Annotated in this window: 11 protein-coding genes and 2 CRISPR repeat arrays; of the genes, 5 read left to right on the plus strand and 6 right to left on the minus strand. The window is 46.4% G+C overall.

Annotation, left to right across the window (positions count from 1 at the left end):
* Window positions 1-34: 34 nt before the first annotated feature.
* Complete coding sequence (locus tag ACN4EK_RS28445; protein ID WP_431661807.1) at window positions 35-385, minus strand: hypothetical protein; 351 nt, start codon at window positions 383-385, stop codon at window positions 35-37.
* A 284-nt stretch (window positions 386-669) separates the two neighbouring features.
* Here ACN4EK_RS28445 and ACN4EK_RS28450 point away from each other — a divergent pair, with 284 nt between their 5' ends.
* The 5 genes from ACN4EK_RS28450 to ACN4EK_RS28470 all read left to right on the plus strand — a co-directional run bounded on the left by ACN4EK_RS28450 (window position 670) and on the right by ACN4EK_RS28470 (window position 5101).
* Complete coding sequence (locus ACN4EK_RS28450) at window positions 670-2202, plus strand: hypothetical protein (RefSeq protein ID WP_431661808.1); 1533 nt, start codon at window positions 670-672, stop codon at window positions 2200-2202.
* A gap of 29 nt (window positions 2203-2231) precedes the next feature.
* Window positions 2232-3575 (plus strand): hypothetical protein, encoded by a 1344-nt coding sequence (locus tag ACN4EK_RS28455; RefSeq protein WP_431661809.1) that lies wholly within the window; start codon window positions 2232-2234, stop codon window positions 3573-3575.
* A 175-nt stretch (window positions 3576-3750) separates the two neighbouring features.
* Window positions 3751-4740 carry a CRISPR-associated endonuclease Cas1 gene (cas1, locus tag ACN4EK_RS28460; RefSeq protein ID WP_431661810.1) on the plus strand — a complete coding sequence of 330 codons (990 nt, stop codon included), beginning with the start codon at window positions 3751-3753 and terminating at the stop codon, window positions 4738-4740.
* On the plus strand, window positions 4741-4947 hold the full coding sequence (gene cas2 / locus ACN4EK_RS28465) for a CRISPR-associated endonuclease Cas2 (RefSeq protein WP_431661811.1): 207 nt from the start codon (window positions 4741-4743) through the stop codon (window positions 4945-4947). It begins immediately after the preceding gene.
* Entirely contained in the window at window positions 4934-5101 is a 168-nt protein-coding gene (locus ACN4EK_RS28470) for a CRISPR-associated endonuclease Cas2 (RefSeq protein ID WP_431661812.1), read from the plus strand. The genes cas2 and ACN4EK_RS28470 overlap by 14 nt, the downstream gene beginning before the upstream one ends.
* Before the next feature lie 186 nt (window positions 5102-5287).
* Window positions 5288-7795: direct repeats of the CRISPR family, unit length 36 nt; unit sequence GTCCCCACTCGCTGGGGAAACCAATTGAATGGAAAC.
* Window positions 7796-7895: 100 nt separating this feature from the next.
* On the opposite strand, the gene ACN4EK_RS28475 is transcribed toward ACN4EK_RS28470, so the two are convergent.
* From ACN4EK_RS28475 to ACN4EK_RS28495, 5 genes are all read right to left on the minus strand, one after another.
* A complete protein-coding gene (locus tag ACN4EK_RS28475) occupies window positions 7896-8912 on the minus strand; it encodes a PDDEXK nuclease domain-containing protein (protein ID WP_431661813.1) in 1017 nt (338 codons plus the stop codon).
* A gap of 187 nt (window positions 8913-9099) precedes the next feature.
* Window positions 9100-9375: a toxin-antitoxin system HicB family antitoxin gene (locus tag ACN4EK_RS28480; RefSeq protein ID WP_431661814.1), complete on the minus strand. Its 276-nt coding sequence runs from the start codon at window positions 9373-9375 to the stop codon at window positions 9100-9102.
* Window positions 9376-9378: 3 nt separating this feature from the next.
* Entirely contained in the window at window positions 9379-10008 is a 630-nt protein-coding gene (gene parA, locus ACN4EK_RS28485) for a ParA family partition ATPase (protein ID WP_431661815.1), read from the minus strand.
* A gap of 105 nt (window positions 10009-10113) precedes the next feature.
* Window positions 10114-11240 (minus strand): IS630 family transposase gene (locus tag ACN4EK_RS28490; protein ID WP_431661816.1). Its coding sequence is split into 2 segments (ribosomal slippage): window positions 10114-10820 and window positions 10820-11240, totalling 1128 coding nucleotides; the frame shifts between segments, so codons are not numbered across the junction.
* A 2241-nt stretch (window positions 11241-13481) separates the two neighbouring features.
* Window positions 13482-13885: a CRISPR direct-repeat array (repeat unit 36 nt; unit sequence GTTCCCACTCGCTGGGAACCACAATTGAATGGAAAC).
* 27 nt (window positions 13886-13912) lie between these two features.
* Window positions 13913-14097: hypothetical protein (locus ACN4EK_RS28495; RefSeq protein ID WP_431661817.1), on the minus strand; the 185-nt coding region annotated here is incomplete at its 5' end.

The following is a 14097-nucleotide window of genomic DNA, read 5'->3' on the forward strand; positions in this document are numbered from 1 at the left end:
GGCTCAACCAAAAGCACCATTGCCGGTGAGTTGGTTAAGTCGTGAGATAAAACGCGATCGTGTCCTCGATTTGATGCCAGGGCAGGGGCGATCGCGTCTTCCTGAACTGGATTTGTAAACTGACCGCAATATACTGCGCCATCGCTTCAGAAATGTGCAGGTACGGATAGCGCTCAGATAAGATGCCCCGGATGAGCGAGGAGTGATCGTCAGGTTCAAAATCACAACACAGCAAATTCCAGCAATTTTTGGGGTTCAGTTCAAACAGGCATTCGATCGCCGCTTCTACTTCCTCAGGGGTCAGCTCAATCCCGTAGGCAGCTGCAACGCCACAGGCTTCCTCTAAATACGCTGACCAATCATCAAAGTGTTTTTGCAACTGCACTTGGCCAGCTCGATAGTAAGCCTTAGCCGTACTGCTCCGATCAATTCAATGGTTAACCATAATTCCTCATAAAATTTGTCTTGTGCGCCTTTGTATAGCATTGGAGAAATTTTGGTCGCTAAGGCTAGAAGCCTTACGGAATAAGACTTTCAGCAATCAGTTTGGTTTTATGCCCAATGAGTCGAACTGTCCCGTTTTTAACTGTTTCTGGGACAGTTGATGCTGTAAAAGCTTGATTTTGCGTTGTTTCTGCTTGCTTACTGCAGCCAGCCCAGTCATCGTAAGTGGGACAGTTTGTCCTTAACGACCATTTTTTCTCGGCTACTATACAAAGGCGAGTTTACAAAGCTAATCCTGAAGATATTCAGCAGGAAGTTTGGAGTTATCTAACGTTTCCATTATTGGATAACTTTGTAGATGTATTTAGGAAAAACCCAGAAAAGTATCCAGCACCAGAAGCGATCGCTGTTTTACTTACTGACCAATCAGCTATCTTTGGCGATCTCCAATGCAGCAAATCCAAGAGTCCCTATTGGCAAGACACCTGTGAACTAAAGCCAATTTTGCAGCGATACTTCAAAGATAGATTCCCAAAAATCCCCTATGAATTCGTTAAGTTTATTCAACTAGAACCGACTACTCAGGAACAAAGTCTGGATAGCTGGAATTCAATTCTAGAGTTGGTGCAACGTAAATTCTATGTCTTGAAAATCGCAGATCAACCGATTCAGATTAATCCAGGAGAAATGGTCTACGTTAGCCACCAGGCAGGTACTCCAGCTATTTCTTCTGCGGTGCAGTTTTGCAGTTTGGCGAAGTTTGGCGATCGCGTCAAGTTTGTTGTCAGTAATGAATACAATCCTGCCTTACCTGAAAAACCACTTGAAGGTTCCAGCTATCTGCGTGGCATCCGTATCCAAGAAGCAAAAGCTTTGTTGGGTGAGGGTAGCTATAACTATGCAGGTGTAGAAGCGTTGATTGGAGATTATATTCAAGAGAATGAAGTTATCAAAACTCTGCTCAACGCTGCGAAAAACTGGAATGTTGCCAAGTTTAGTGACTTTCGTGATTGTCTGAAGCACTATCCAAAGTTCGCATCTGAGGTAGCAGAGCGAACAAGAGAAGAAAACTGGTGGTGGATTGCCTATGAGGAAGCCTATCTTGCTGTCATTCGCGAGAAGCAAGACAACATTGTCGAAGCATTTTTTCATTCTTTCCGAGCCTTTGAATATATCTTTGCTCAATGGGGGTTTCAAAAGTTAGCAGATCATTTTGAAGAAGGTGAGGGTGACAGCGTCCCTTTCTTTAAGGAAACTATTTTAGATGACCCTCGTTTTCTGGAACTGGCAGGAGATAGAAAGAAGGCAATTTCAGGGATTCAGTCAAAATTTAAAACAATAGCGGAAAAGAGTGCACGTGAAGAGAAAATTAAAAACGAAGATAAGGTCGAGTTTAGCTTCTTTAATCTTTGTAGTTTATTTAAGGCATTTAACTATGCTGACTATAAAGGTAGTTGTTCATGCTTGAATGTGTTCTTTGGAAAAGGTAATGTTCGGGACAAGCGAAATGCTGCTATTCATCAAGTTAAAGGCTTATCTTTTGCCGATTTATGTACTTATTGGGGAATTTTTTGTTCGGAAAATTTGGAAGATATAGCTGAACGTGAGAAAAGTATAAGAGAGTGGAAAATTAAGCTCAAAAATCTTCTTAATTGTGTCGTAAAAGAAGACCTTACTGAAGGATTTGCAACATTGGAAGATGCTAGTTTAATGGTGAAAGTGCATGAGGAATTGGTAAACGCGATCGCTAACCTCTAGCTTCCTCTGATTGTTAACTCTTTACAGCTATGGCAAGTCTTATTTTGTCGTTTGTGGGTAATCAAGACCCCTATTCAGACGATACAGAAAAGCCTGGATCGATCGTCAGTTTGATCAAGCACCTGGTTGAGATTCAGTGCGAGATCAAGCGAGTTATCTTGCTGCATACAGAAGCAACGGAGCAAAACGCGATCGATACTCAGCATTGGCTGTTATCTGAACAGGGTTTGGCTGAGGAGGCAATCGTAGTTGTTCCAGTTAGTGAGGCGTTGTCCCTTGATCCAATCAATCAGGGTTTAGCGGTGCAGGAGGTTCGTAGAGCTGTAGAGCTCGCGCAACAGGAGCAGGCTGAGGCAGATACTTTAGAGTTTAATGCCTCGTCTGGAACTCCGGCGATGAAGTCTTCTTGGGGAATTTTACAGGCATCAGGCTATGTGCAGCGTAGCCATTTGTGGCAGGTACGGAATCCTAAGCAGATGAAGCCGGGGCAGCTTTTAGTGTTTAGAGATGATGTCAATGTCCTGAAAAATGAATTTGACTTGAAGCTGATTAAGCAACAGATTCAGGATTATGACTATTCTGCGGCATTAGTCACGTTGCGACAAAGTAACTTGATCTCTAAACCACTTGTTGCGCTCTTACAGTACGGGCGCTGCCGCCTATCATTAGATTTTGATCGCGCCTATGATGTGCTCCAGCCACAAGCGAAGGCGTATCCTCAACTGCAACAGGAGATCACAGCTCTGAGTTCTAAGAAATTGAGCGATCGCTTGAAACTGATTCCTCGCCAAGATCAACAGCGTAGATATGAGGTTGAAGAGGCAAATGATAAGGCGCTATTATGCGAGGCTTATTTCAAAGCCCTAACTCGACTAAAACGCAAAGAATATTCAGATTTTCTAGTCGATATTTTCAGGCTACTGGAGAGTATTCCCAAGTTTCTGGTGCAGTATCAAGTCGGGTTAGCCATTCCTCGGAAGAAAGCTGAAACTATCTCCTGCTGGGAGGCAGTTGAACAGTTTCAGGCAGGGCAACTGTTTACTTATCTAAAAGCTTATCGGTTTCCCAACGGCAGCGATCTGAAGTTAGAAGGGTTTATGAGTCGCTACCTGTTAATGGTGATTCTAGAGTATTTCTCTGAGTTCGCTGATATTTTGCCTGCAATCCAACGGCTGAATGAATATTGTGATCAACGAAATGATTATGTCCACGGATTCAGAGGAATTTCTGCGATCGACAAGGAACATGAAGTTATGGCGGATTTACGCAAGGTGCTGTTGAAGGCAACTCCCATACCTCCAGATAGCCCTTTCGATCGCTTGAATCAGCAGATTTGTGATTTACTCGATCGCGCACTACGATCACATCAGTAACACGATCGCAGTTAGCTGTTTTCTGGAAATTACCGAAGAAAGCCTGTACTAAAGCCAGGAAGTTCAGCGAAAACCGCAACTGGAAAAGAGTCTTTGCTGTTGGAGTTAATCGGTAGGAATGAGGTGTGGCGAAAGGTTTTTGGCAATCCACACGGCAAGATTCTACCTAACTATCATGCGAACACTTTATGTTTCCCAACAGGGCTGTTATCTGTCGATTAGTCAGGAAAAGGTGCTGCTGAAGCAGGGAAAAACGGTTCTAGATCAGGTGCAGTTGCCATTGTTGGAGCAAATCCTGATCTTTGGTCAGTCGCAGGTGACGACACAATTGATTCGGGCTTGTTTGCAACGGGATGTCCCAATCGCATATCTGTCGCGCATGGGGCGTTGTTATGGTCGGATTCTCCCGATCGAGCGGGGCTATCGTTCTCTCTCACGCCATCAACAGCAACTTTTAGCGGTCGATCGCTTGAAGGTGGCTCAAACGATCGTTCAGGCAAAGCTTCGTAATAGTCGGGTGATTTTGCAACGGCAACAACGACGGCGACCTTCGGAGGTGATTGCGTTTGCGATCCAAAGTTTAGAATATTTGCTGGAGCAGGCAGGGAAGGCGGAAACGATCGAGCGGTTGATGGGAATGGAGGGGGCGGGAGCGGCGAGTTATTTCACAGCATTTGGTGAATGCTTGACGGGAAATGGATTTGTGTTTTTGGCACGATCGCGGCGACCACCGGGGAATCCGGTCAATGCGATGCTGAGTTTTGGTTATCAAATTCTCTGGAATCATCTGCTGAGTTTGATTGAGTTACAGGGGCTTGACCCGTACCAGGCGTGTCTACATCAGGGGTCGGAGCGTCATGCGGCGTTAGCATCTGATTTGATTGAGGAGTTTCGTGCGCCGGTGGTTGATTCGTTGGTGTTGTATCTGGTGAATCGGGGAGTGGTAAATGCTGATACGGATTTTGAGTATCACGATGGTGGGTGTTATTTGAATGATGCCGGACGGAAGAAGTTTTTGCGGGCATTTGTGCAGCGAATGGAGGAGCCGTTACAAACGGAGGATGTAGACCAGCCGCGCTGGGATTTGTTGACTCAACAGGTGAAGGCGTATAAGCAGTTTGTTTACAACCCTGGTGTGGGATATCAACCCTATTTGATTCGATAAATGCTGTTGTATGTGGTGACTTACGATATTCCGTGTGATAAGCGCCGGAAGAAGGTGGCTGATTTGTTGGAGGGCTATGGTCGGCGGGTGCAGTATAGTGTGTTTGAGTGTGTGCTGACGGCTGAGAAGTATGGGGAGTTGCGCCTTAATGTGGATGGCATGGCTGCCGTAACGGTGGCTGCACCAGGCTTGTGTGCTGACGGCTGAGAAGTATGGGGAGTTGCGCCAGCGGTTACGCCAACGGGTGAAACCGGAGGAAGACAGTATCCGATTTTATCCGTTGTCGGGGCATACCCGATCGCAGGTGGAGGTTTGGGGTGGTGTGCCGATCGCTCAAGTGCCAGGTTCTGTCATTGTCTAACTGAGTCGCGAGGGATCGCTAAAATGCTGGAAACCCCGATTCTGTTGATCGAACCCTCGATAGCTTTCCCGGTAAGGGTTTCCAAGTTTTTTAACTATTTTTTTGATTATAGAAATATGTCTCAATTCCGATCCCTCGCAAATGCCGCCTGGATTTCCGATGAAATCTGGGTTTCAATAGGGGGGAGTCCCCACTCGCTGGGGAAACCAATTGAATGGAAACGGCGATGCTGGCTTGCGTCTGGGTGCTTTTCCTTGCCCCAGGCGTCCCCACTCGCTGGGGAAACCAATTGAATGGAAACGCAGATTCTAGAGTTCTTTGGTGAGAACTTGCCACACCTATGTCCCCACTCGCTGGGGAAACCAATTGAATGGAAACCTGGTATTACCAGATTGATCCTCCTGCATTCACTCTTCTTTGTCCCCACTCGCTGGGGAAACCAATTGAATGGAAACGGAATGCAATAGCGCTAGTTTGTCTGACGGGAGTCTAGACGTCCCCACTCGCTGGGGAAACCAATTGAATGGAAACTGGCACAGTAAATCCGCAGATCGTATATGGCGCACAGTCCCCACTCGCTGGGGAAACCAATTGAATGGAAACGGATATGAAATCCATCATGAAGTTAGCATCTGCTTGCTTGACATGTCCCCACTCGCTGGGGAAACCAATTGAATGGAAACCTAAGGTTCCAATGTCCTGTGCATAAAGCCAGAGTTTTGTCCCCACTCGCTGGGGAAACCAATTGAATGGAAACCTGCATTTACATCCATCACTAATACCCGATTTCATTCAGTCCCCACTCGCTGGGGAAACCAATTGAATGGAAACTTTAGTAACCGCAAGATGCAGCATGATTTCCGTGTCCTGTCCCCACTCGCTGGGGAAACCAATTGAATGGAAACAGCGTTGTTCACGAATGAAACTTCAACAACTTTCTTGGGTCCCCACTCGCTGGGGAAACCAATTGAATGGAAACACCGATGACATTTTCCGATTCGGCTTCTGATTCGACGGCAATGTCCCCACTCGCTGGGGAAACCAATTGAATGGAAACTGTTCTTTGAATCGAATCCGATAGAATGCCTCACCGAGTCCCCACTCGCTGGGGAAACCAATTGAATGGAAACTGCTAGATTTGACTGAGTTTGCGCCATTGCGAAATTCTAGCGTCCCCACTCGCTGGGGAAACCAATTGAATGGAAACTTGTCCAGCGATCACCGCTGCCACAGTTGCACGGTCGAGTCCCCACTCGCTGGGGAAACCAATTGAATGGAAACTCGTATCATGTTGCACTTACGTCTACTTAACTAAAGTGTCCCCACTCGCTGGGGAAACCAATTGAATGGAAACTTCCACCCTTTTGTCTCACAATTACTTCAACTAACAGGTCCCCACTCGCTGGGGAAACCAATTGAATGGAAACTTATCACGACCGGGGATGTTGCTGTATTTAGGCTCATCAGTCCCCACTCGCTGGGGAAACCAATTGAATGGAAACACAACTCCCATCGTGTCTTTCCAGTACCCCGCTGAATTGTCCCCACTCGCTGGGGAAACCAATTGAATGGAAACTTTACGAAATTAACACCTTGTAGATACACGCGATCAAAGTAGTCCCCACTCGCTGGGGAAACCAATTGAATGGAAACAGGGATGACGGTAATACCGTGTAGCTGCCAAAGTGCCCCTAATGTCCCCACTCGCTGGGGAAACCAATTGAATGGAAACTTGGAAAAGATTCCTCCCCTGACGGCTTGGGGCACTTGAGGCAGTTTCAAAGTCCCCACTCGCTGGGGAAACCAATTGAATGGAAACCCAGTATGGATTGGAATAATCCAGCTTTACGTTGCGTCCCCACTCGCTGGGGAAACCAATTGAATGGAAACTCCCATCCCTTACCACAAGGCGCATCCCAATGTTCTGATAAGGTCCCCACTCGCTGGGGAAACCAATTGAATGGAAACTAAAACATCTAAAGTCTTAGCAGTGAATACTGTAATAACCGGAAGTCCCCACTCGCTGGGGAAACCAATTGAATGGAAACAGTGTTTCTAATGAGAACTTTTCAGGACTCACTAGAAAGTCCCCACTCGCTGGGGAAACCAATTGAATGGAAACTGCCATGAATGTGCCCATAGCACAGGACACTCAAGCCGTATTGAGTCCCCACTCGCTGGGGAAACCAATTGAATGGAAACTTGTTCGTCTAGTTCGTACTCCCACTCCTCAGACTGGTGATCAGTCCCCACTCGCTGGGGAAACCAATTGAATGGAAACTTGTTGGCTAGTGCGCGAGACAATTTGGAATCCATAATTAACGTCCCCACTCGCTGGGGAAACCAATTGAATGGAAACACCATAACGAACGGGCCGCTGAACACCGGAGTATTCGTGTCGTCCCCACTCGCTGGGGAAACCGATTGAATGGAAACTTGCAGACGTGGCAGGTTTGGCTGGTGTAGGCAGGGGGAACAGCAATCAGTTCAACACCCGGTCCCCACTCGCTGGGGAAACCAATTGAATGGAAACGTGAGGCACCCGAACCGACCGGAATCACACCATCTCTTAGAGAGGTGTCAACAGTCCCCACTCGCTGGGGAAACCAATTGAATGGAAACTCCAACCGTTCCTGGGCTTGACGGATCGATTGGGTAGTCCCTACTCGCTGGGGAAACCAATTGAGATTAGAGGAAATAAACCTTGCCACTGTATTATTTTTGCGCCATAGATTTGTTTCCGTGTTTCCTTATATAAGGATTTACAGAAATCAAGAAAAAAAGAAATACTGATTTACTCAATTCCTTCCAATAATTTTGCGACTTGCTCAGGTTCAGGGAGTTGTCCCTGTAACTCTTGAGGCAAGGCAGAGAAAGTGCGATAGGTTGCGACCCCGATCGGTTTCGTGGCATCCTTTAATGCATATTCAACCGTCGTCTTGTCCTTTGACTTGCAGAGAATGATCCCAATAGAAGGGTTCTCGAAAGGCATTCGCATTTTGTCATCTAGCACTGCCAGGTAAAACTGCATCTTGCCAATGTACTCCGGCTCAAACTCCCCAATTTTGAGGTCGATCGCCACCAGACAACGCAGGGCACGGTGGTATAGCAACAGATCGACGTAATATTCGCGGTTCCCGACTTCTAGTCGTTGTTGATTACCAATGAAGCTGAATAGACCTCCCATTTCCTGTAAAAACGGTTGTACCTTAGCCAGAATCGCTGTTTCTAGCTCTCGCTCGGAATGCTCCGATCCTAATTCCAGGAAGCTGAACACGTAATCATCCTTCACTGCCAGCTTGGCCTGGTTACGGTACTTCTCTGCGACCGCCACCTCAAAATTCGTCTGATTCAGCAAGGTCTTCTCATAGGTCTGGTTCTCGATTTGGTGGATCAGAACATTCTTGGTCCACCCAAACTTGCGAGTCATCCGAAGATAAAACTCTCGCTCCAGGTCGTCTTTGCATTTCTCCATAATCACCAGATTATGGCTCCAACTAATTTCTGCCACCAATGGTGACAGTTTTTCATTGGCATGATACGACAGGTAAAAATCCCGCATCCGCCAGATATTCCGGGATGAGAAGCCACTAATACCGGGAAACTCAGTTTGTAGATCTTTAGCTAGCTGTTCAACGATCGATTTTCCCCAGGTTTCTCCCTGTTGTCGTTCAACAATCAAGCTGCCGATATCCCAATACAGCGTGATTAGTTCTTTGTTAACAGCTTTGAGGGCAGCATATTGGGCAGAACGAATCCGCTGCTTAATCTCGCCCAGCAATTGCCCATACCCTGCGGCTAACTCACTCACCCTAATCTCCTTATTTCTGTATCCGATTATTTCTGTAAATCAGTAAAAACTGAAATCATTAATCCTACCTTTATCTTACTGAACTAATTACGCTGCTCCCGGCATGTCAGCAGACCGTAGATCATAAATCGACTCACGTATTTCTGTAAATCTTGAAAAGCGTAAATATGTATTTCTGCAATTACGGTTAGGATTTAGAGCCGTAATGCTCCTCTAACAGTTCTCTTAACAGCTCAACCATCGTTATCCCTTCGTTCGTTGCTTTGAGCTTGATGGCTTTATGCAAACTTTCAGGAATGTCTAGAGTGAGCCGTTTGATTTTTTCAGGCTTGGCTGTTTCGGCTGATGGCAGCAGTGGCTCTGCTTCAGTCAGAGCCTCACGGTTTGTTACCCACTCCTCCACATCAATGGGCTTCTCTTGGACTCCTGGCTTACGACCAAAACTAACTTTCTTTCCTGGCATTGGTTAAACTCCTAAGTTCCGAATTTCCTTGGCCAGGGCAAGAATTTCCTTGGCGGCTGCCCCCTTGGGATCTGTGTCAAGCACAGTCTCTCCAGCGGCAGCCGATTCAGCAAAACTCACCCTTTGGCTAATCACCGTTTTGAGTACAGGAATCGAGTATTCCGCTAAGGCTTCACCGACATCCCGCCCGATCGCTGTATTTACGATTCTACGATTAATTACAAATACAGATTTCAGGTTTTCCTTAAATACAGAAGCTTCTTGGATCAGTTTAATCACTTCGTCGGCTGCCCAAACATCGTAGGGACTGGGCTGAATTGGGACAACTACCAAATCTGCGGCAATGATGGCAGAACGAGCCAAGTCGGAAACGCGGGGTGGACCATCAATCACCACATGGTCATAATCTTTGGCAAGTGGAGCCAAATCCCGATGGAGGGTAGGGCGATCAAGACCAATGACGGAGAAGGGAGGTTTATCTTCTCTTGCCGCTGCCCAATCACGCGCAGAACCCTGAGGATCCGCATCAACGAGCAACACTCTTTCGCCTTTGAGCGCTAAAGCGTGACTGAGATGAATCGCTAGGGTAGTTTTGCCTACGCCCCCTTTCTGATTCTGAATAGAGATTTTCATGATTTAAAGAAATAAAGATTTACAGAAAACCTGATTTACAGCTTCCTGGACTTACAGAAATTATATTAATGCACGATAACTAGTAGTTCACCAAGGGAAGTTTGCCTAGTCATCCTGCGCTAATTGTGGATAGAGATGCTCTAACCGAATCCGCGCATCTGCACTCGAAAATCTCCAATTGACTGTGGCTTTTTGCGCATTACGTTCATCTTGCCAAGCCTTAACTTCCTCAGCCAGTTTTGCTGGGGTCGGGATACGTCGATTGAGACATTGTCTCGCCAACACAGAAAACTCAATTTCAACTTGATTAAGCCAACTGGCATGTTTGGGAGTGTAATGAAATTCCAACTTCTTGAGGATACGATTGGCTTCTTGTGGCTCAAATGTCTCATACAGTGCGGCTGGATGATGGATATTGAGGTTGTCCACAACTAGGCGGATACAATCGGCATCAGGATGGTAAACATCGACCAGAGTTTTCATTTGATGGGCAAAGTCAACTTTGGTGCGTTGCTGGGTGACTTCCATCAATCGTTCTCCTGCTAACGGTTCAAAGAAGGCAAACAGATTGACGACGCCATTGCGTTTGTACTCATAATCGTACCGTTCGGGTTGACCTGGTTCTGGGGGGATGGGAACACGGACTTCGCCAATCAAAGGACAAGGACGTTCATCAAAGCAAATCACGGGACGCTTGGGGTCATAAGCCTCACCGTATAAGTCCAGTAAGTCCTCCATCCGCCACACATATTTGGCATTCACCTCAGGAATGCACCACTGCTGTTTCAGCCACGGTTTAATGTCGTTTTTTTCAGGGTTTGGCGCACGGTTTCATCCGAAATCGACTCCACCACTTGCAGTTCAATCAGGCGATTGGCTAACAACTGCATTGTCCACTCCGCCCGCCCATCGGGTGCATCTGAGCAAGCGGTCGCCATTAACAATGCTTCTGCTTTGGCATCAAGCTTACGAGGTTTGGGCGGATGGGGACGATCCTTGAGGACTTCCTCCACGGTGGTTGAGTGAACAAACTTCTCACGGGTGCGTTCTACCGTAGAAAGATTCACCCCTAAACTGTCTGCTACTTCCCGGTCGGTCTTGCCCTGGTGAACTTGCAACAGGATACGAGCACGGGTGAGTTTGCGAGCCGAGTGTTTTCCAGTTCTCAAAATGGTTTCTAGCTCTTGAACTTCAGTCTCGGTCAAATCAACAATGTATCGCTTCTGACTCATGCCTGTCTCCCCACTGTTTGAGTCACTTTACCAGGGATGGTTACACTAGGCAAAGTCTGTTTGGCAGACTACTAGGTTAGGCAGTGCTTTAAACCCTTTTGATCCCTTAAAAAGCAGGATCAAAAGGTTGAAGTACCCATCTCTGGCTTTTAAAGCACACTCTAATCCTCCTTGATTTCAGGTTTTACGCATCTCCGTATTTAAAGATTTCTGTATTTACAGTCTTCTGCAAACCTTGTTAGGAAATCTACCTGAGAGTTCCTGCTCCTCACTCGCGGAGGATACCAATTGAATGGAAACCCGATGCCGTCATAGCAATTCTTATGGGAAAAAGTTACCGTGTTCATGTCCCCACTTGCTGGGGAAACTAATGGAATGGAAACACTCCGGCTGGGTTAGCTGGATAGGGAGGAGCCATACTCTATCGTCCCCACTTGCTGGGGAAACCAATTGAATGGAAAGTCGATCCTGCCGATGCCATATTTATTCAGCCACAAAGTCCCCACTCGTTGGGGAACCCAATTGAATGGAAACCTGGAATCCTCAGACTTTCGACGGCGCTTGCGCTTTTGCTGAGTCCCCACTCGCTGGGGAACCCAATTGAATGGAAACTTGTCCTTCTCCCCACTGAACTGTGACCATGTTGCGGGTCCCCACTCGCTAGGGATACCAATTGAATGGAAATCAAACCCTCACTGTCTGGATTTTTTTGTTGCCTAAGCAATGTCCCCACTCGCTGGGGATACCAGTTGAATGGAAACTAGTAAATGTCGTAGTAAAACTCGACCATTTCTTTAGTCCCCACTCGCTGGGGAAACCAATTGAATGGAAAACTTCTGCAACACCATCTTGGCGATCGCCCAACCCTTTTGCCTCGTCCCCACTCGCTGGGGAAATCAATTGAATGGAAACTCAATAGCTGCTGGATACAAAGTGTACTTAGCCATGTGAGTCCCCACTCGCTGGGGAAACCAATTGAATGGAAACCTACCATCTTCATTCCCCCAACCTCTAAATACAAATTCATTTCCTAAGTCCGGGTATGTTTAGCAATGGAACGATAAACAACGCTAAGGCTAAAACCTTTATCTGGTAAGGGTTGCAGCCTCTTTTTATCGTAGAATTCAAGACATTTAAATCGCTGAATGTCCCGATAGATATAGCTTTCACGCTTTTTCAAAAAAATACAGGTTTAGGCACTCTTCTCTAGCCATCAAAACCTCTGGACTGAATTTGAACTATATCACCGTTTAGTTATGGTCTGAAACTCTTGATTCCTCGTTGAGTCAAAAGTCTAGAACCATGCAAAATCGTTTGAGTAATTGCGTTGCACAGCAAATAATCAAATTTTGACTGCTTTCTGAAACCTTTGCTATACAAGAGTTTCAGCCTTAGCGTTGTTTATTGTTCCATTGCTAAACATACCCGAGATTGAGGAATTCTTGCGGCAGACGGGGAAATCGGACAAGGGGTTGAGCCGACATAAGTGTAAAAAAGTGCAAGATGAGCCGGAAAGGTTTATCCAGATTGAGTTCTAGAAAATCTATCGAAGTGAGGCTCAGCATGAGGACTTTTGCGCTCCCCGGCAGAAGTGCCACGAGAGAATGCGGGTTTCAGCCGTTAAAAATGTATCAAAAGAGGCTGTGTACTACTAATTTTTGATTAGTACTTAGGTCAGAAGTAGTCCAAACCTGTACTATTCATGAATCTCAGCAGTGTGGCTTAAGTTACCTATTCTCTAAAACTCTTACAGGTAATGAGTTATAGCCTCATGTTGCACTTTTTTACACTTATGTCGGCTCGACCCCTAATATGGGAACAGGCGGCTCGATCGTTAGTTGAAGGCAACTCCTATACCCCCAGATAGCTCATTCGAGCGCTTGAATCAGTAAATTTGTGAGTTACTCGATCGCACTTTGGCATCATCCATAGGCTAAACCTATACTGAGCCTCGACTGATTTACCAGAGATGGTAGTATTTTACTCGGTGTTCTAACGACTCCTCAGTATGGCTCTCTCATTCCCAGGAACCATAGATTTCTTCAAAAGTTGGGGGCGTCGGGGAAGCTCTGAAAGTGGCATTCTTGTGCGGAGCCTAGCGGATAGCTTGCTGGAAGGCAGTTACAGCCATTTTATGTCAAGGTTTATTGCAATTGAGCGGATACAATTGACAGGTAAAGTAGACCCCCACGAAAATAGGGGTCTAGGATGCTTTGCTATAAGGCATTTCAGAACCCGACAGTTCCCACTCGCTGGGAACCACAATTGAATGGAAACAAAATTCATCATTTGAAAATGATGGTCGTCCAGTCTGGTTCCCACTCGCTGGGAACCACAATTGAATGGAAACAAGCAGTCACTCTGTGAGTATTGTGCCTGAGCAGGTAAGGTTCCCACTCGCTGGGAACCACAATTGAATGGAAACCGGCTATACCAAAACCTAACATTGTTGTTGGTTCTGGAACCGTTCCCACTCGCTGGGAACCACAATTGAATGGAAACGCCTCGATTACTGCCTGAACGATGAGATCGTCCGGTTCCCACTCGCTGGGAACCACAATTGAATGGAAACCAAAGCTGATGAGACTTCAAAAAACCATTATCTGAATGTTCCCACTCGCTGGGAACCACAATTGAATGGAAACCATTCGTTACCGTTACCGTTTTGCGGATCACGGTTGTCGGTTCCCACTCGCTGGGAACCACATTGAATGGAAACATTGGGAAGACCCAAACATGTCCTTAGAAGTCTGGTTTGTTCCCACTCGCTGGGGAACCCAATTGAATGGAAACGTGAGTAGGTCGATCTGATACTGAGCATTGGTATATTGTCCCCACTCGCTGGGGAACCCAATTG

Source organism: Pantanalinema rosaneae CENA516, from assembly GCF_050753385.1.
Lineage (GTDB): Bacteria > Cyanobacteriota > Cyanobacteriia > Leptolyngbyales > Leptolyngbyaceae > Pantanalinema > Pantanalinema rosaneae.

Excerpts from the sequence above, each read along its gene's own strand:
- ACN4EK_RS28455 (WP_431661809.1), top strand. The coding sequence starts at position 2,232 with ATGGCAAGTCTTATTTTGTCGTTTGTGGGTAATCAAGACCCCTATTCA.
- cas1 (WP_431661810.1), top strand. The coding sequence starts at position 3,751 with ATGCGAACACTTTATGTTTCCCAACAGGGCTGTTATCTGTCGATTAGT.
- cas2 (WP_431661811.1), top strand. The coding sequence starts at position 4,741 with ATGCTGTTGTATGTGGTGACTTACGATATTCCGTGTGATAAGCGCCGG.
- ACN4EK_RS28480 (WP_431661814.1), bottom strand. The coding sequence starts at position 9,375 with ATGCCAGGAAAGAAAGTTAGTTTTGGTCGTAAGCCAGGAGTCCAAGAG.
- parA (WP_431661815.1), bottom strand. The coding sequence starts at position 10,008 with ATGAAAATCTCTATTCAGAATCAGAAAGGGGGCGTAGGCAAAACTACC.